Annotated in this window: 18 protein-coding genes; 2 read left to right on the plus strand and 16 right to left on the minus strand. The window is 69.1% G+C overall.

Annotated elements, in window-relative coordinates:
* Positions 1 to 10 precede the first annotated feature (10 nt).
* Positions 11 to 1,267 carry an esterase-like activity of phytase family protein gene (locus tag FCG67_RS16880; protein WP_211243241.1) on the plus strand — a complete coding sequence of 419 codons (1,257 nt, stop codon included), beginning with the start codon at positions 11 to 13 and terminating at the stop codon, positions 1,265 to 1,267.
* Between the two features lie 73 nt (positions 1,268 to 1,340).
* On the opposite strand, the gene FCG67_RS16885 is transcribed toward FCG67_RS16880, so the two are convergent.
* The 11 genes from FCG67_RS16885 to FCG67_RS16935 all read right to left on the minus strand — a co-directional run bounded on the left by FCG67_RS16885 (position 1,341) and on the right by FCG67_RS16935 (position 12,676).
* On the minus strand, positions 1,341 to 3,893 hold the full coding sequence (locus tag FCG67_RS16885; RefSeq protein WP_136910871.1) for an ATP-dependent Clp protease ATP-binding subunit: 2,553 nt from the start codon (positions 3,891 to 3,893) through the stop codon (positions 1,341 to 1,343).
* A 303-nt stretch (positions 3,894 to 4,196) separates the two neighbouring features.
* A complete protein-coding gene (locus FCG67_RS16890; RefSeq protein WP_136910872.1) occupies positions 4,197 to 5,132 on the minus strand; it encodes an esterase/lipase family protein in 936 nt (311 codons plus the stop codon).
* Positions 5,133 to 5,236: 104 nt separating this feature from the next.
* Entirely contained in the window at positions 5,237 to 5,581 is a 345-nt protein-coding gene (locus FCG67_RS16895; protein WP_027500495.1) for a histone-like nucleoid-structuring protein Lsr2, read from the minus strand.
* 119 nt (positions 5,582 to 5,700) lie between these two features.
* The gene (gene lysS / locus FCG67_RS16900) at positions 5,701 to 7,212 is read right to left on the minus strand and encodes a lysine--tRNA ligase (RefSeq protein WP_136910873.1); all 1,512 of its coding nucleotides are present in this window, start codon (positions 7,210 to 7,212) and stop codon (positions 5,701 to 5,703) included.
* 22 nt (positions 7,213 to 7,234) lie between these two features.
* Positions 7,235 to 7,657 carry a rhodanese-like domain-containing protein gene (locus FCG67_RS16905; protein WP_136910874.1) on the minus strand — a complete coding sequence of 141 codons (423 nt, stop codon included), beginning with the start codon at positions 7,655 to 7,657 and terminating at the stop codon, positions 7,235 to 7,237.
* Positions 7,654 to 8,220 carry a cysteine dioxygenase gene (locus tag FCG67_RS16910; protein ID WP_136910875.1) on the minus strand — a complete coding sequence of 189 codons (567 nt, stop codon included), beginning with the start codon at positions 8,218 to 8,220 and terminating at the stop codon, positions 7,654 to 7,656. Before FCG67_RS16910 ends, FCG67_RS16905 begins: the two co-directional genes overlap by 4 nt.
* A 164-nt stretch (positions 8,221 to 8,384) precedes the next feature.
* Entirely contained in the window at positions 8,385 to 9,200 is an 816-nt protein-coding gene (locus tag FCG67_RS16915) for a type III pantothenate kinase (protein WP_077042987.1), read from the minus strand.
* A gap of 2 nt (positions 9,201 to 9,202) precedes the next feature.
* Complete coding sequence (gene panD / locus FCG67_RS16920; RefSeq protein ID WP_027500490.1) at positions 9,203 to 9,643, minus strand: aspartate 1-decarboxylase; 441 nt, start codon at positions 9,641 to 9,643, stop codon at positions 9,203 to 9,205.
* Positions 9,644 to 9,695: 52 nt separating this feature from the next.
* Positions 9,696 to 10,610: a pantoate--beta-alanine ligase gene (gene panC, locus FCG67_RS16925; protein WP_136910876.1), complete on the minus strand. Its 915-nt coding sequence runs from the start codon at positions 10,608 to 10,610 to the stop codon at positions 9,696 to 9,698.
* Positions 10,607 to 11,533, minus strand: a complete 927-nt coding sequence (locus FCG67_RS16930) for a Rossmann-like and DUF2520 domain-containing protein (RefSeq protein ID WP_136910877.1) — start codon at positions 11,531 to 11,533, stop codon at positions 10,607 to 10,609. The genes panC and FCG67_RS16930 overlap by 4 nt, the downstream gene beginning before the upstream one ends.
* 129 nt (positions 11,534 to 11,662) lie before the next feature.
* On the minus strand, positions 11,663 to 12,676 hold the full coding sequence (locus FCG67_RS16935; RefSeq protein WP_136910878.1) for a DUF6779 domain-containing protein: 1,014 nt from the start codon (positions 12,674 to 12,676) through the stop codon (positions 11,663 to 11,665).
* Positions 12,677 to 12,853: 177 nt separating this feature from the next.
* Between FCG67_RS16935 and FCG67_RS16940 the strand changes: the two genes are divergently transcribed.
* A complete protein-coding gene (locus tag FCG67_RS16940) occupies positions 12,854 to 15,169 on the plus strand; it encodes an ATP-binding protein (RefSeq protein ID WP_136910879.1) in 2,316 nt (771 codons plus the stop codon).
* A gap of 7 nt (positions 15,170 to 15,176) precedes the next feature.
* On the opposite strand, the gene FCG67_RS16945 is transcribed toward FCG67_RS16940, so the two are convergent.
* From FCG67_RS16945 to folE, 5 genes are read right to left on the minus strand one after another with little or no spacing between them, the layout of a single operon-like run.
* On the minus strand, positions 15,177 to 15,644 hold the full coding sequence (locus FCG67_RS16945; RefSeq protein WP_136910880.1) for a DUF3180 domain-containing protein: 468 nt from the start codon (positions 15,642 to 15,644) through the stop codon (positions 15,177 to 15,179).
* A 16-nt stretch (positions 15,645 to 15,660) separates the two neighbouring features.
* The gene (gene folK / locus FCG67_RS16950) at positions 15,661 to 16,167 is read right to left on the minus strand and encodes a 2-amino-4-hydroxy-6-hydroxymethyldihydropteridine diphosphokinase (protein ID WP_136910881.1); all 507 of its coding nucleotides are present in this window, start codon (positions 16,165 to 16,167) and stop codon (positions 15,661 to 15,663) included.
* Positions 16,164 to 16,538: a dihydroneopterin aldolase gene (gene folB / locus FCG67_RS16955; protein ID WP_077042992.1), complete on the minus strand. Its 375-nt coding sequence runs from the start codon at positions 16,536 to 16,538 to the stop codon at positions 16,164 to 16,166. The genes folK and folB overlap by 4 nt, the downstream gene beginning before the upstream one ends.
* Complete coding sequence (gene folP / locus FCG67_RS16960; protein ID WP_136911034.1) at positions 16,531 to 17,367, minus strand: dihydropteroate synthase; 837 nt, start codon at positions 17,365 to 17,367, stop codon at positions 16,531 to 16,533. The genes folB and folP overlap by 8 nt, the downstream gene beginning before the upstream one ends.
* Before the next feature lie 8 nt (positions 17,368 to 17,375).
* Positions 17,376 to 18,065, minus strand: a complete 690-nt coding sequence (folE, locus tag FCG67_RS16965) for a GTP cyclohydrolase I FolE (RefSeq protein WP_246045118.1) — start codon at positions 18,063 to 18,065, stop codon at positions 17,376 to 17,378.
* Positions 18,066 to 18,125 lie beyond the last annotated feature (60 nt).

The raw sequence follows: 18,125 nt of genomic DNA on the forward strand, positions 1-18,125 counted from the left end.
TTCAGCCCTCATGCGCACTCACACAACCATGTTGACCGCGGCGGCAGCCGCGGTCCTCGCCGCCGTCGCGGCCGCACCCGCCTCCGCGGCGCCGCCCGCGGCCCCGATCGTGAAGTCGTCCGCGATGCTGCCCGCCACCCCGCTCTCCGACGTCCAGAAGCAGATCGCCGACGACCGGGGCGTCGCCCTCGGTGGCATCGGCAGCGGCATCTTCCCCGTCGGCGGCAACGAATACTGGACCGTCACCGATCGTGGACCGAACGGCGAGGTGAAGGTGGACGGCTCGGACCGACGCACCTTCGTCGTCCCGGAGTTCACCCCCGCGCTGGTCCGGATCCGGGTCCAGGGCGACCGGATCGCCGTGCTCGAGACGGTGCCGTTGACCACTCCGGCAGGCGCGCCCGTCACCGGCCTCTCGAACCTCCCCCGCGACGAGAAGCCGTACGCCGCCGATGCCGCCACGCCGCTCCCGCTGAACCCCAACGGACTCGACACCGAGGGCGTGGTCCGCACCCCGGACGGCCATTTCTGGCTGGTCGACGAGTACGGTCCCTCCATCGTCGAGGCCGACGCCAAGGGCCGCGTCGTCGCCCGGCACGTGCCCGCCGGCCTCGAGGACGACTACACCGCGGCCGGGGTCGCGTACCCGGTGACCGGCAGCCTCCCCGCGGGCCTGGCCGACCGGAAGGTCAACCGCGGCTTCGAGGACATCGCCCTGCTGCCCGACGGCCACACCGTCGCCGTCGCGCTGCAGAGTTCGCTCGTGGTCAGCGGCGACAAGGACCGCACCGTCACCGAGCTGCTCACCTTCGACACCGCGACCCGTGCCACCGTGCACGAGTTCGGGTACCAGTTCGACGACCCGTCCACCTTCGCCGCGGGCACCAGGGGCCGCGACCTGAAGATCTCGGCGCTGATCCCGCTGTCGCAGACCCGGGTCCTCGTCGAGGAGCGCACCGACACCGAGGCCCGCTTCCACGCCGTGGACCTGGACCCCAGCCGCGCGCTGATCACCAGCGCCGACAAGACGCTGTTCGCGAACCTCGCAGGCGTCGCGGGTGTGCCCGGCAAGATCGAGGGCGCCGCGCTGCACGGCAACCGGCTGATCCTGATCTCCGACAACGACTTCGGATTCGACGGAACCCGCGCCTACGCGGCAGGCCAGGACGTCGCGGACAGCGGCATCGAGACGGTTCTGGTCGAGGTGAAGGTCGACGAGGGCGGCGGATCCTCGGATCTTCCCTTCCCGGTGACGCCGCTCTCCTGAGGTCGCGATTGCGTCTGAGACACGAAAACGCCCCGCGAGCTCTCGCTCGCGGGGCGTTTGTCGTACGTGAAACCTAGTCGGCCGAACCGCCCTCGACGGGAGCCTCGCCCGCACCCGCCAGCGCCTCCGCAGGCGAATCGGGCACCTTGACCGGCTTCGGGCTACCGGTGAACGTGAACTTGGCGTCCTCGCCGGAGCCCTCGCCGTCCCAGCCCTCGACGTCGACCAGGACGATCTGGCCGGCACCGAGCTCGTTGAAGAGGATCTTCTCCGAGAGCTGGTCCTCGATCTCGCGCTGGATGGTGCGACGCAGCGGACGCGCACCCAGGACCGGATCGAACCCGCGCTTGGCGAGCAGCGACTTCGCCTGCTCGGTCAGCTCGATGTCCATGTCCTTGTTCTTCAGCTGCTTCTCGACGCGGCCGATCATCAGGTCCACCATCTGGATGATCTGATCCTTGGTCAGCTGGTGGAAGACGATGATGTCGTCGATGCGGTTGAGGAACTCGGGCCGGAAGTGCTTCTTGAGCTCGTCGTTGACCTTGTTCTTCATCCGCTCGTAGTTGGACTCGCTGCCCGTTCCGGACGAGAAGCCCAGGCCGACGGCCTTGGAGATGTCCGAAGTGCCCAGGTTCGAGGTGAAGATCAGCACGGTGTTCTTGAAGTCGACCGTGCGGCCCTGACCGTCGGTGAGACGGCCGTCCTCGAGCACCTGCAGGAGGGTGTTGTAGATCTCCTGGTGCGCTTTCTCGATCTCGTCGAACAGCACAACCGAGAACGGCTTGCGCCGGACCTTCTCCGTGAGCTGGCCGCCCTCCTCGTAGCCGACGTACCCGGGAGGGGCACCGAACAGCCGCGAGGCGGTGAAGCGGTCGTGGAACTCGCCCATGTCGATCTGGATGAGCGCGTCGTCGTCGCCGAACAGGAAGTTCGCCAGCGCCTTGGACAGCTCGGTCTTACCGACACCGGACGGGCCGGCGAAAATGAACGATCCGGACGGCCGCTTCGGGTCCTTCAGGCCGGCACGGGTGCGGCGGATCGCCTTGGAGACCGCCTTGACGGCGTCCTCCTGGCCGATGATCCGCTTGTGCAGCTCGTCCTCCATGCGGAGCAGACGGGTGGTCTCCTCCTCGGTGAGCTTGAACACCGGGATGCCGGTCCAGTTGCCAAGGACCTCGGCGATCTGCTCGTCGTCGACCTCGGCGATGACGTCCAGGTCACCGGAACGCCACTGCTTTTCCCGCTCGGAGCGCTGGGCGACCAGCTGCTTCTCCTTGTCGCGGAGGTTCGCGGCCTTCTCGAAGTCCTGCGCGTCGATCGCGGACTCCTTCTCCCGGCGCGCGTCGGCGATCTTGTCGTCGAACTCGCGCAGGTCCGGCGGCGCGGTCATCCGACGGATGCGCATCCGGGCGCCAGCCTCGTCGATCAGGTCGATCGCCTTGTCCGGCAGGAAGCGGTCGTTGATGTACCGGTCGGCCAGAGTGGCCGCGGCCACCAGCGCGCCATCGGTGATCGAGACGCGGTGATGCGCCTCGTAGCGGTCCCGCAGACCCTTGAGGATCTCGATGGTGTGCTCGACCGTCGGCTCGCCGACCTGGACCGGCTGGAACCGGCGCTCGAGGGCGGCGTCCTTCTCGATGTACTTGCGGTACTCGTCGAGCGTGGTCGCACCGATGGTCTGCAGCTCGCCGCGGGCCAGCTTGGGCTTGAGGATCGAGGCCGCGTCGATGGCGCCCTCGGCCGCGCCCGCACCGACCAGCGTGTGCAGCTCGTCGATGAACAGGATGATGTCGCCGCGGGTGTTGATCTCCTTGAGCACCTTCTTCAGGCGCTCCTCGAAGTCACCGCGGTAGCGGCTGCCCGCGACCAGGGAACCCAGGTCGAGGGTGTACAGCTGCTTGTCCTTGAGCGTCTCCGGGACCTCGCCGTTGACGATGGCCTGTGCCAGGCCCTCGACGACCGCGGTCTTACCGACGCCGGGCTCACCGATGAGGACCGGGTTGTTCTTGGTCCGGCGGCTGAGCACCTGCATGACCCGCTCGATTTCCTTCGAGCGGCCGATGACCGGGTCGAGCTTGCCCTCGAGGGCGGCCTGGGTCAGGTTCCGGCCGAACTGGTCGAGGACCAGCGACGTCGACGGGGTGCCCGCCTCGCCGCGGGTGCCGCCCGCCTCGGAGGGTTCCTTGCCCTGGTAGCCGGACAGCAGCTGGATGACCTGCTGACGGACCCTGTTCAGGTCGGCGCCCAGCTTGACCAGCACCTGGGCTGCCACACCCTCGCCCTCACGGATGAGGCCGAGCAGGATGTGCTCGGTGCCGATGTAGTTGTGGCCGAGCTGCAGCGCCTCGCGCAGGCTCAGCTCCAGCACCTTCTTGGCGCGCGGGGTGAAGGGGATGTGACCGGACGGGGCCTGCTGACCCTGGCCGATGATCTCTTCCACCTGGCTGCGCACGCCTTCAAGGGAGATACCCAACGACTCCAGCGACTTCGCCGCCACGCCCTCACCCTCATGGATGAGGCCGAGCAGGATGTGCTCTGTGCCGATGTAGTTGTGGTTGAGCATCCGGGCCTCTTCTTGGGCCAGGACAACAACGCGCCGCGCGCGGTCGGTGAACCTCTCGAACATCGCTCTCCCTCACGTTCTTCTTGGGGTAGATCCCTACACGGAATCCACGAGCCGCACCTCTACTCTAGTGGCCAGTGGTACGACCTGCGCCGCCTCCATCCCATTCACTGCGGGACAGTGTGCCTGCTTACTGGTCCTAACGCAGCAGCCAGGGGTTTCGTTTCCCGTCGGCTCTACGCCAGCAGCGAACAGGGGCAGATGCGACGTCGGTCGCGCACCTTTTCCCAAGATCGCACACCGATTGCACACCCAACGCATGTGCGACCTTGTCAAAAGGTGTGCGCAGTGGATCGGGAGAATGACTCAGCCTGCGATGGGCGGCACGAAAACGCAGGGCACCTCGCGCTGATGCGCGGGATCGAGTGCGTTGAGCACCATCGTCCGCGCGCGCCGCTCGCCCGCGATCGAGAGATGGTCCGAGTAGTCCTGTTCGCAGCCGTCCTGCACGACGATATTGGTCGCCTGCGGCCCCGGCTCGATGCCGGAGGTGTACGGAACCACGATCTCGTCGTAGCGGGTGACGATATTGGTGTACTCGATCCCCGGCACGTACAGCCCGCCGGACCGCATGCGGTCCACGAACGCCGAGCCGTGCATCATCTCGGGGCAGGCCTTGCACGCCGGGAACCCGAGCTGGAACTCGTCGTCGACGCCCAGCCCGCGCAGCGCGGCGCCGAGGCTGAACCCATCGACCCCGTAAGTCCCGTCCCACGGCGGCGCCAACGAGACGATCCGGCCCACCTTGGTCGCCCCGCCACCGAACTTCACATAGTTGTTGGCCACCACGGTGCCCTGGGAGTGGCCGACCAGATCCACCTTGTCGGCGCCGGTCGCGGCGAGCACCAGGTCCACGAACGCCGCGAGCTGCTCGGTGCTCTCGTCCATGGGGAGCATGCCGCCGATCGCGCTCAGCGGCCACGGCAGGTCGGCGTAATTGCCGTAGGTGAGGGCGAAGACACAGAATCCCTCGTTCGCCAGCATCGGCGCGTAGGCGGCCCAATTGTCCTGTCGATTGCCCGCGGTGCCGTGCACCAGGACGACGGGGGTGGGATGTTCCGCGGTCGGCCGGCACGACCAGTCATTGCTGCCGGGCGCCGATCCGCCCGGATTGGTCAATTCCGGCATGACGCCGGAAAGAAAGGTATCGGGCTCGGGGAGGGGCGCTGCGCCCGCGGCGCCTGTGCTCCAGAACAACGCGGCCGCCGAAATCAATGAACCGATCACAATTCGCCAGCGCATGACACTCCCCCTCGAGTTGCTCCCTCGTCCGCCCGCCCGATCGCGAGGCTAACAGCCTGCGTGCGATGGGGCGGGCGAAACGAGAGCACAAAACTTCAGGAAGATCAGTTGGCTTTGTTGTACGCCTCGGTGATTTCCGCCGAGATACGACCGCGGGCCGAAACCTTGTGGCCATTACGCCGCGCCCACTCACGAATCGCCGCACTCTGTTCGCGGTCGATCGCCACCCGACTCTTGCCGCCCGCTACCGCGGCCTTGGCCCGCCGACGCCCGGTGGACCGTCGTGCGTGGGAAACCCAAACCTCAAGCTGCTCGCGCAGTTTTGCGGCATTCGCTGACGACAGGTCGATCTCGTAGGTGACGCCATCGAGACCGAACTCGACCGTTTCGTCGGCGGCCGCTTCCTGGTCCACATCATCGATCAGGGTGACGGTGACCTTTTTCGCCATGGATCGAGTTTCCTTTCAATGAACTGCAATTTTGCGCTTCCCCGCGCCGGCTGCGACGAGTCTACGCCCATTCCGACGGACGCAATACCGGAGAAAAGCAAATTAGCAATTGAAAGAGGTCAGCGAGTCGAGGGTCGCACAATTGGGAAGAGGATAGTTTCGCGGATACCCAATCCCGTCAACGCCATCAACAGGCGGTCGATCCCCATACCGGTGCCCGTCGTGGGCGGCATTCCCTGCTCCATCGCGGCGAGGAACTCCTCGTCCAGGGCCATCGCCTCGTCGTCGCCGGCCGAGGCCAGCCGCGCCTGGTCGACGAACCGCTCGCGCTGGATCACCGGGTCGACGAGTTCCGAGTAGCCGGTGGCCAGCTCGAACCCGCGCACGTAGAGGTCCCACTTCTCCGTCACGCCCGGCTCGCTGCGGTGCTGACGGGTCAGCGGCGAGGTCTCCACCGGGAAGTTCCGCACGAAGGTCGGCGCGAAGAGCTGGTCGCCGCACTGGTGCTCCCACAGCTCCTCGACGAGCTTGCCGTGGCCGTACCCCTTGTCCTTGGGCACCTCGAGTCCGACCTTCTCCGCGAGGGCCAGCAGTTCGTCGACGGTCGTCTCGGGGGTGACGGACACCCCGATCGCCTCGGACAGCGACGGGTACATCTCGAGCGTCTTCCACTCGCCTCCGAGGTCGTACTCGGTGCCGTCCGCGAGCGTCACCAGCTGGGTCCCGAAGGCGGCCTGCGCCACCTCCTGGATCAATTCGCGGGTCATCGTCGCGGAATCGTCGTAGGTGCCGTACGCCTCGTACGTCTCGAGCATCGCGAACTCCGGCGAGTGCGTCGAATCGATGCCCTCATTGCGGAAGTTCCGGTTGATCTCGAAAACCTTCTCGATACCGCCGACGACGCATCGCTTGAGGAACAGTTCCGGGGCGATACGCAGATACAGATCGATGTCGAGGGCATTCGAATGGGTGATGAACGGGCGCGCCGCGGCGCCGCCCGCCAGCGTCTGCAGCATCGGGGTCTCCACCTCGAGGAACCCGCGCCGCTCGAGCGCGTTGCGCAGCTCACGGACCACCGCGACGCGCTTGCGGGCCATCTCCCGCGCCTCGGGCCGCACGATCAGGTCGGCGTACCGCTGGCGGACCCGCGACTCCTCGTTCATCTCCTTGTGCGCGACCGGCAGCGGGCGCAGCGACTTCGAGGCGATCTGCCAGGCGTCGGCCATCACCGAGAGCTCACCGCGGCGGGAGCTGATCACCTCGCCGTGCACGAACACGAAGTCGCCAAGGTCGACGTCCGACTTCCACGCGGCCAGCGCGTCCTCGCCGACGGAGGCCAGGCTGATCATGGCCTGCAGCTGGGTGCCATCGCCTTCCTGCAACGTCGCGAAGCAGAGCTTGCCGGTGTTGCGGACGAAGATCACCCGGCCGACGACGCCGACCTCGGTGCCCGTGGCCGTGTCCGGCTCCAGGTCAGGGTGCTGCGCTCGCACCTGCGCGAGCGAGTGGGTGCGCGGCACCGAGACCGGATAGGCCTCCTGCCCCTGCGCCAGGATCCGGTCCCGCTTCTCTCGGCGGATCCGGAGCTGCTCGGGGGTGTCATCGGCCGGCTGGATTGCTGCATCACTCACGGGTGACCAGCATAATGCGCCCTCAGTGAGCGGCGACGGCCGCGGCCTCCTGAACGTAGTGCCGGGCCCTGGTGGCGACGCCGAGCAGGCCGGCGGAACGGAGCGCCTGGTACCCGCCGACGAGGTCGGTCGCCCGGTGCAGACCCAGTTCCTGCAGCGCCGCGGCCGCCAGGCTGGACGTGTAGCCCTCCGAGCAGACCACGATCCACTCGACGTCGTGATCGGCGGCCAGCGCGATGCGCGCGCTGCTCGCCGGGTCCAGACGCCACTCGAGCACGTTCCGTTCGATCGCCAGCGCGCCCGGCAGCGCGCCCTCGGCGGCACGCTGGGCCTGCGGCCGGATGTCGACGATGATCGCGCCGCGGGCGACGGCCTCGGCGACCTCGAACACGTACATGCGGCGGTAGCTGCCGCGGGCCTTCTCGAGCATCTCGTCGATGGTCATGCCGACTGTCCTTCCGGGAGATCGGTCAGCTCGGTGCGGGTGCGTCGCAGGGTGCCCTGATCGGTCACCTCGTAGTAGGACATCGCCGCGAGCGGCGGCGAGTAGGCGTGCACGCTCAGCGTCGGAGCGGTCTGAGCACCAGCGTCACCGGGGGCCTGCATGACGTCGTGCACCCAGCCGAGCGGGAACGAGGCCTGATCGCCCGCATCGAGCGTGCGGTACTTCAGTTCACCACCGCTCCAACGGTATTCGGCCAGCACACCGCTCAGTACGGTGAGCGCGCCGAGCGATCCGGCATGGTCGTGCAGTTCGGTCGCGAGGCCGGGCGCCCAGCTGATCAGCCAGACATCGACGTCATCGTCGGCGTGCAGGCGGGTGGACCAACGCTCGTCCGTCGGCCACGACCCGGTACCGGGCAGCAGATCGGCGAAGCGGCCGTCGAGCACGTCCTGCGCGCCCTGGTCGGTGATGCGCAGCAGGTCGGCAGGCCGCAAACGGCTCGGCGAGGACAGCGCGTTGACTGGTGATGGCACCAAAGAAGAGACCACTGATGTGGAAAGCATGGGAGAGACTCCAGGAGGGTGAATTGGTCAAGGCCGTTGTGACGTGCCTCAACGAATCGAGGCGGCGTTCAGCCTCGACAACACTCCGGAGCGACCATGCGGCGATTCACGGCAACCAGTGTGGCACAGAACTCCGGATTGGCAAACCCTCCGGCCATCGGCTGTCAGCCGACCGGCGGGTGCTTCGCGGCCCGTCGGGCCTGGTTGCGCTCGTAGACGATCCGCAGCCCCTCGAGCGCGAGGTCCCGTTCGATGTGTGCGATGGTCTCCGACTCCGGCATCACCAGGGGGGCGCTCTCCCCCGTGGCGATCACGTTCACGTCGTTGCCCGCGAACGCAGGCACCTCGGCGCGCACCCGTCGCACCAGACCGTCCACCAACCCGGCGAACCCGAAGATCGCCCCGGCCTGCATGCACTCGACGCTGTTCTTGCCGACCACCGCCCGCGGACGCACCAACTCGAACTTCCGCAGCGCCGCCGAGTGCGAGGCGAGCGCGTCCGTCGAGGTCTCCAGACCGGGCGCGATCGCACCACCCAGGAACTCGCCCTTCGCCGAGACAACATCGACACAGGTCGCGACCCCGAAGTCCACGACGATGCACGGTCCCCCGTAAAGGTGGTGCGCGGCAAGACTGTTGACGATCCGGTCGGCCCCGACCTCCTTGGGGTTGTCGACCAGCAGCGGCACCCCGGTTCGCACACCGGGCTCGACCACCACGTGCGGGACGTGCTCCCAGTACCGGGACAGCATCACCCGCAGTTCCCGCAGCACCGACGGAACGGTCGACAGCGCCGACACCCCGACTATCTGGTCCACGCTCTCTCCGAGCAGGCCCCGCAGCATCCAGGCCAACTCGTCCGCCGTCATCCGCGGATCCGTGCGCATCCGCCAGTCCCGCACCAACTTCGAGTGGTCACCCGCGCCGGTGAACAACCCGAGCGAGATGTTGGTGTTGCGGACGTCGACGGTGAGCAGCACGGCTACACCAGCGCCGAGGCGTCTTCGAGGGTGGAGAGCATCCGCGGCGTGATCAGGCCCGACCCCTCGGGGGCGTGCGCCGGGTCGGCACCGAGCTCGATGGCCTTGTTGTCGGCGTCGACGAAGACCACACGAGGCTGGTAGTCGCGGACCTCCTGCTCGTTCATCACGCCGTAGGCAATGAGGATGACCAGGTCGCCGGGGTGAACCAGATGCGCTGCCGCACCGTTGATCCCGATCACTCCGGAGCCGCGCTCACCCGCGATGACGTAGGTCTCGAGGCGGGCGCCGTTGTTGATGTCCACGATGCACACCTGCTCGCCCTCGAGCAGGTCGGCGGCGTCCATCAGGTCCTGGTCCACGGTGACCGAACCGACGTAGTGCAGGTCGGCGTGGGTCACGGTGGCGCGGTGGATCTTCGACTTCATCATGGTGCGAAACATGTTGTGTCCTTCGGGTCTGGCTGGAAATCAGGGTCGGTTAGAGGGGGCGCTCTTACCCCGCCGCTGTCGTCTGCGTGGTGCGGGAATCCTCTTCCCGTTCGAGGAATCCGGTGCCGACGGCGACGCCGACGTTGTCGATCAATCGGGTGCTACCGACCTTGGCCGCGACGAGCAGCCGCCCGTCCCCGCGCTCGGGCGCGGGTCCCAGGTCGACCCCGCGGACCTCGAGGTAATCGACCTCCACCTCCGGGGTCGTCGCCAGCACCTCGCGGGCGGTGGCGAGGATCGCCTCGGCTCCACCGGCCGCCGCGTGCGCCCCCGCCACCAGCGCGGCGGAGATGGTCGCGGCCGCGGTGCGCTGGGCCTCGTCGAGGTACCGGTTCCGCGAGGACAGCGCGAGGCCGTCCTGCTCGCGCACCGTCGGGACGCCGTAGACCTCGACGTCCAGGTTCAGGTCCCGGACCATCTGCCGGATCAGCGCGAGCTGCTGGTAGTCCTTCTCACCGAAGTACGCGAGGTTGGGGCCGACGATCTGGAACAGCTTGTTCACGACGGTCAGCATCCCGGCGAAGTGAGTCGGGCGGCTGGCGCCTTCGAGCTCACTGCCCAGCGGTCCCGGGTGGATCATGGTGCGCCTGCCCGCCGGGTACATCGCGGCCGCCGACGGCGCGAACACCAGCTCCACCCCGGCCTCGCGCAGCAGTTCGAGGTCCCGGTCCAGGGTGCGCGGGTATGCGTCGAGATCCTCGCCCGCACCGAACTGCAACGGGTTGACGAAGATGGACACCACCACCACGCTGCCGCGCAGCTTGGCCTGGCGGACGATCTCCAGGTGACCCGCGTGCAGCGCGCCCATGGTCGGCACCAACGCCACCTGGCGCCCGACGCCGCGCAGCGCCTTGGTGACCTTGGTCAGCTCGGCGGGTTCGTGGTGCACGGTCAGTTCACCGCGTGTGTAGCCGTTCACGAGCGGCCCTCCAGGATCTCGATCAGTTCGGGCTTGGACCCGGTCCGCTGAGCGGACCGGAGCGAGAGGGCGCGGTAGCCGGCCGCGATCCGGGGGTCGACGTCCTCGAGGACCCGGAGGTGGGTCGCGACGGCCGCGGCGTCGCCGCGGGCCACCGGCCCGGTCAGCGCCGCAGGACCGCGCCGGAGCGCGTTGTCCAGGGCGGCCGACAGCAGCGGGCCCAGCACCCGCTCGGCCACCCCGTTGGGCTGGTCGTCGACGAGCTGCTGGCCGAGGAGTTCGTCTCCCGCCAACGCGACGCGGAGCGCGGCGACGGCGTCCACGACCAGGGTGACCAGGTGATTGCTGCCGTGCGCGAGCGCCGCGTGGTACAGCGCACGGGCCTCCTCGCGGACCCGGACGGGCTCCCCGCCGATCTCGAGGACCAGCGACTGCGCGATCGCGTAACCGATCTCGTCCGCCGCGGTGATACCGAAACACGCGGAGGACAGCCGCGCGGTGTCCTCGTCGTGCCCGGTGAAGGTCATGGCGGGATGGATCGCCATCGGTAGCGCGCCGAGGGCGGTCAGCGGCGCGAGCACACCGACGCCGTTGGCGCCCGAGGTGTGTACGACGAGGGTGCCGGGCTTGACGGAGCGGGTGGCGGCCAGGCCGCTGACCAGCCCCGCGAGCTCTGCGTCCGGGACGGCGAGCAGCAACAGCTCGCAGCGTGACGCCACCTCGGCGGCGGGCAGGATCTCGGTCTCGGGAAGCCTGGTCTCGGCCCGGCGAATCGACGCGTCGGACACCGCGGAACAGGCGACGACGATGTGGCCGACGCGCTCGAGCGCGGCACCGATCGCCGTTCCCACGCGTCCCGCCGAGACGATTCCGATGGTCAATCGTGCGGGCGCGGGGTCTTGAGTGATCTCGGAGGAGGTCACCGTTGTCCTCTCGTTCGTTCCAGTCCCGCAGGGCGGGTACCAGACGTTCACAGCGAGGATAGCCGCCGCGCCGGGACAGCCGCCATGGCGGAACAGAGTGATCTAGGGCACGCCCCGGATGGGATCGGCTCAGTCGCGGCGACGGCGACCGGACCTCGGCCCGTCCGTCTCGGGCTCCGCGGTCTTCATGTTCGCCATGATCTCGGCGACCGAGAGCCCCGTCGAGTGCGCGCCTGCCGGAACCGCCTGCTCACCCTCGGCCTCGGCCGCGGGCTCCGACTCGGCTGCGCGCCGCCGCGCCCTGCGGGACGAGACCTCGTCCGTGGGCGTCGGCGTGGGCTCGGGCACCGGGACGGGCTCCGGTTCGGGCAGCGGTGCGGGTTCCGGAGCGGGCGGCACCGGTTCGGGAACCGGGATCGGAGGCATCGGCGCGGGCGGCGGCTGCGTCGCGGCGGGCTGCGGGGCGGCGGGCTGCGGGGCCGGGCGCGGTGGGGGCACCTGCCTCGGGATCGGGAACGCCTCTGCCGAAGCGGCGGGCTCCGGCTCGGGCTCGCCGACGACCATGACCTCTGCGGTGACCGGGTCGTCATCCGGTGTGGCGAAGGTCGGCCTCGCGCCTGGGGTGGCCGAGTACGCGGGGTCGGGGGTGAACGTCTTCGGCCGCGCCGGGCTCGCCAGCTCCGGGATCCGGGTGGCATCGGCCTGCAGAGCGACCCGGTCGACGGGCAGCCTGCCCTCGAACAACACCTCGAGGCTGCCGCGCAGCGCCGCCAATTCCGCCCGCAGGGCCGCGATCTCGGAGACATCGAGATTCGCCTCGTCGCGGACCTTGGCCTCGACGCCCATCTCGTACTCACGCCTGGCGGTGATCTCACGCTCGAGCTGCAACTCGTACACGGTCTGCAGATCGCGCACCTTCGCCTTGTCGGCGGCCGATTCGCGGCGGTACTTGGTCATCGCGATGGCCGCGATGACCGCCGCCCAGAGGGCGACGACCAGGCCGACACGCAACAACTGGACGCTGTTGCTGAAGATCATGAACAGGCTCGCGATCACCGCCAGCGCCACCAACGCGGCGACGAACATCTGGCTCGTGCTGCGCTTGTACCGCCGAAGCGAGCCCGCGCGACCAGAAACCGTCATGCAGCCGAGGATAGCCGTCCGCACCGACCACCCGCCGTCACAACGGGCCGAGACCGTGTCCGGCCGGAGCGGAATCGACGGAATTCGGTAGGCATGTCCTGAGCTGAGACCACCCGGGGATGTGCGGCCGAACGGTACCGTAGCCAGAGGGGACCACGAGACGAGAGGGACGGTGCGATGCCGCCCGCTACCAGGGCCAAGGTCATCGGGAACCTACCCATCGAACCGACGAGCTTCGTCGGGCGTCGGCCCGAACTCGCCGAGGCCAAGCGGCTGCTCTCTGTTGCCCGATTGGTGACGCTGACCGGGATCGGTGGCGTCGGGAAGACCCGTCTCGCACTACGGGTGGCGGAGGACTCGCGTCGCGCGTTCGAGGACGGGGTGTGGCTCGTCGAGTTCGGAGAGCTCCAGGACGAGGCGCTGGTACCCGACACCGTCGCCACCGCGTTGGGCCTCCGGGAACATCCGGCGCACCCGCCGCTGGTGCTGCTGACCGAGTACCTGGCGACCCGCACCCTGTTGTTGGTGCTGGACAACTGCGAGCACCTGATCGACGCGGTCGCGAAGCTCACGGATTCCCTGCTCCGGTCCTGCCCGGACCTGCGGATCCTCGCGACGAGCCGGGAACCGCTCGTCATCGGCGGCGAGGCGGTTCTGCGGGTGCCCGCGCTGACGGTCCCGGATGCCACTCCGACGCCGCAGGCCCTGGCGGGCTCCGAGGCGGTGACACTGTTCGTCGAACGCGCCACCGCGGCGCTGCCGGGCTTCACTCTCACCGAGGAGAACCTGGAGCCCGTCGCACAGATCTGTCGTCAGCTGGACGGGTTGCCGCTGCCGATCGAGTTGGCTGCGGTGCGGCTGCGGGCCATGACCGCAGAGCAGATCCTGGACCGGCTGACCGACCGGTACCGGTTGCTGACAACCGGCAATCGGGGCGCGCCGACTCGACTGCAGTCACTGCAGATGAGCATCGACTGGAGCCACGAGCTGTGCACGGAGACCGAGCAGGTGCTGTGGCGCCGGCTCTCGGTGTTCGCGGGCAGCTTCGGGCTGGATGCGGCCGAAGGCGTCTGTGCGGGCGGCACAGTCGATCCGCGCGACCTGCTCGACGTGTTGGCCTCGCTGGTGGACAAGTCGATCCTGATCCGCGAGGAGGCAGGCGCCGCGGTGCGGTACCGGATGCTCGAAACCCTCCGCGAATACGGGCGCGAGAAGCTGCACGAAGCGCACGAGTTCGATGACCTGCTCCGGCGGAACCGGGACTGGTACGAGGGGCTGGTGCTGGGAGCCCGCTCCGAGTGGATCGGCCCCCGGCAGCCGGACCTGATGGTCCGTATCGCCAGGGAACAACCGAACCTGCGCGAGGCCATGCAGTTCAGTGCGACCGAGCCCGGCGAGGCGGACCACGCCCTGCGGATCGCCATCGCGCTGTTCCCCTTCTGGCTCTCCCGCGGCCTGCTCAGCGAGGGGCGATACTGGCTCGACCGCGCGCTCGGCCTGCCGGGAGAGGTCCCGACCGCGCATCGGATCAAGGCGCTGTGTGCCGACTGCCTGCTCACCAGCAACCAGGGCGACATCGCCGCCGGGACGGCACAGGCGGAAGAGGCGCTCCAGCTCGCCGACGATCTCGGTGATCCGGGCACCCGCGCGCTCGTGATGCACGCTGCCGGGTACCTGGCAGCCTTCAGCGGTGATCTCCCCCGCGCGGTGGCCTGCCTGGAAGAGGCCCTCGAGGTCTTCCGCACGCAGGGGAATCCCATCCGACAGATCTCGACCCTGCTCGGGCTCGCCGTGGCGTACGGGTTGATCGACGATGCCGCTCGAGCCATCGAGTACCAGGAACAGGCCCTCGCGATCAGCGAGGCCACCGGCGAGTTCGTCTACCGCGCCTACGCGGTCTGCGCCCTCGGGCTGGCGCTGTGGAAGACCGATCCGCAGCGGGCGGACGGGCTGCTCGAGAAGGGCCTGCGGCTCTCCCGTGAGGCCGACGACATGCTCGCGACCGCGATGTGCGTGGAGGCCAAGGCCTGGACGGCCATCGTCACGGACCGGGCCCGCCGTGCCGCGCTGCTGTTCGGCGCGGCACGGACCATGTGGCAGCGGGTGGGTAGCCCGGGAGCGGTGGTCCCGAAGCTGGAGTCGTACCACGAGGAGTGCGAGCTACGGACCCGGCGGGCGCTGGGCGAGCAGGCGTTCGAGACGGCCTTTCGCAGCGGCGAGCGCTGGACGGCGCAGGAGACGATCGCGTTCGCACTCGGGGAGGACCTCGGCGAGGAGAATCCGGAGCCTGCTGGTACTGCGACGGCCCTGACGCCGCGCGAACTCCAGGTCGCCGAGCTGGTCGCGCAGGGCCTGACCAACAAGGCCATCGCCGCCAAGCTGGTGATCGCGCAGCGGACCGCGCAGGGACACGTCGAGCACGTGCTGGCGAAGCTGGGATTCAACTCCCGCACGCAGATCGCCGCATGGGTGGTCGAGCGCCAATCCGGCTGAGCCGCCGCTAGACGGCGGGCTCGTCCGGCGGTTCGTCCGGGGCCTTGCAGCAGTGCTCGAGCCAGAGCGCCGCGGCGACCAGCGCCACGCCCGCGACAAGACCGACGACGGTGCCCACGGTGTCGTCGGAAGCCGCCTGAACGGTCGAGCGCTGCGGCAGCAGATACAGGAGCAATCCGAGCCAGACACCTGAGGTGGCGGCCCCCACCAGCGCCGAAGCCTTGGCCAGCGCCACCGCCCGCGCCGCGGTGATGGGGTGGAGCTGGCGCGGGCCCTGCCCGAGCTGATGCCCCCTGACCCGCGAACGGATCATGAAGGCGACACCCACCTCGATGGCGGCGACGGGATAGAGCGAGGCGCCTGCGAACAGCGGGATCGGCGGGAGCGACCCGTAGAAGGCGCGAACCAGCAGCCAGGTCGCGATGGCCGCGAAGGCCGCCAGCCCGAGCAGGTCCCGGATCCGGGTGGTCGACATCACCGGCGCACCACCGTCACGGCCGCACCAACAGGAGCTCGGTCCGCCGCACCCCGCCGCGCTCGGTGGCGTCGAGGTCACCGAGCAGCTCTCGGGCCGGCACCCTCGCTCCCCGCACGGTCAGCGTGGCATCGGGGTCGATCTCCAGCCACGGGACGAGCACGAACGCCCGCTCGTGGGCCCGCGGATGCGGCAACGTCAATTCCGGGTCGGCACTGACGAGGCCGTCGCAGTCGACCACGTCCACGTCCAGGCTGCGCGGACCCCAGCGCTGTTCGCGCACCCGGTCCGCGGCGGCCTCCAGCTCCTGCCCCAACCGCAGCCAGCCGCGGCAGTCCAGCTCGGGATCGTCGGCGATCAGCGTCGCGTTGAGGAAATCCTGCTGCTCGACGCCGCCCCACGGCGCCGTCGCGTACACCCCCGACACCGCGACCAGCCGATCGCCGAGCGCGTCGACGACGGACCGCAGGTTCTCGAGCGGGTCGCCGAGATTCGACCCGATGGAGAGCACAGCGCGACTCATCCGCGCAGGCCCTTGCGGGACCGGCGCGCCACGACGGCGACATCGACAAAGGTCAGCGGGATCGGTGCCGACGGCTTGTGGACCGTCACCTCCACCGCGTTCACCCGATCATCGGTCAGCACCGCGTCGGCGATCTCCCCTGCCACCGTCTCGATGAGGTCGCGCGAGGGGCCTGCCACGATCGCGGCCGCCGTCTCGGCGAGCTCGCCGTAGTGCATGGTGTCGGCGAGATCGTCCGAGGCCGCGGCTGGCGCCAGGTCCATCCACACCGTGACGTCGACGACGAAGTCCTGGCCGTCCCGCTTCTCGTGTTCGAAGACGCCGTGATTGCCGCGGACCCGCAACCCGCGCAACTCGATTCGATCAGCCATCGTGCTTCTCCTCAGCCGCGCTCCACGCGTTCACCACCGCGATCGCGTCGAGGGATCCCCGCGCGTCGTGCACCCGCACACCCCAGGCGCCGCCGCGCGCGGCGAGGGCCGAGACGACAGCCGTTGCGACCTCACGTCCGTCGGGAGCTCGGTCGCCGTGTTCATCCGCGAGCAGGCTGCCGAGGAAGCGCTTGCGGGAGGCCCCGATCAGCACCGGGAAACCCAGCGCATTGAGCCGTGGCAGCGCGCCGAGAAGCGCCCAGTTGTGTTCGGCGGTCTTTGCGAATCCAAGCCCGGGATCGAGGATCAGCCGGCCCGGATCGACGCCGGCCCGAACCGCGAGGTCGACCTGGGTCAGCAGTTCTTCACCGACCTCCGCCACCACGTCGTCGTAGTGTTCCACCCCGCCCGCGTGCACGTATTCGCCCGCGGAGCGCCAGTGCATCAGGATCCAGGGCAGGCCCGCGTCCGCCATCACCGCTGCCATCGCCGGATCCGCGCGGCCACCGGAGACATCGTTGACGATCGTGGCCCCGGACTCGATGGCGGCCGCGGCCACCGAGGCACGCATGGTGTCGACGCTGACCGTGACCTTCTCGGCTGCCAGGGCCGCGATCACCGGACGGATCCGCTCGGCCTCGACCGCCGGATCCACTCGCGCCGCGCCGGGCCGGGTCGATTCGCCGCCCACGTCGACGATGTCCACGCCCAGCCGGCTCAGCTCGAGACCGTGCTCGATCGCGGCGTCCTGGTCCAGGTAGCGGCCACCGTCCGAGAACGAGTCGCTGGTGACGTTGAGGACTCCCATCACCACGCAGCGGCTCGGCATCGGCACCGTCACTTGCGCAGGATCAGGTCCAGAGCCTCGGAACGCGAGGCGGCACTCGACTGCAGCAGACCGCGCACGGCGGAGGTGGTGGTGCTGGCACCCGGCTTCCTGATGCCGCGCATCGCCATGCACAGGTGCTCGGCCTCCACCACGACGATGACCCCGCGGGGATCGAGCTTGCGCACCATCGCGTCGGCGATCTGACTGGTCAACCGCTCCTGCACCTGCGGACGCTTCGCGTACAGGTCGACCAGTCGCGCGAGCTTCGAGAGCCCGGTGACCCGGCCGGTGGAGCCCGGGATGTAGCCGACGTGCGCGACGCCGTGGAACGACACCAGGTGATGCTCGCAGGTCGAGTACATCGGGATGTCGCGGACCAGCACCAGTTCCTGGTGTCCCTCGTCGAAGGTGGTGTTGAGCACCGAATCCGGATCCGTGTAGAGGCCTGCGAAGACCTCCCGGTACGCCCGGGCCACCCGGGCCGGGGTGTCGAGCAGACCCGGCCGATCCGGGTTCTCGCCGACCGCGATCAGCAGTTCACGAATCGCGGCCTCGGCGCGCGGCTGGTCGAAGACCCGCCCGGTCTCGACGCACTGGAGCGGCGCCGCCGCGACACGCTCCGGGGACTCCGCTGCGTCGCGTTCCTGTGACGTCGATGCGTCACGGGCATTCGCACCACCGAGTTGATTGACCGACACGCGACCGAACCTCCACTCTTGCCGACCGTTACCCACCGACCACGCCGGTGCGACGCGATC

It is taken from the genome of Rhodococcus oryzae (assembly GCF_005049235.1).
GTDB classification, from domain to species: Bacteria; Actinomycetota; Actinomycetes; order Mycobacteriales; family Mycobacteriaceae; genus Rhodococcus_G; species Rhodococcus_G oryzae.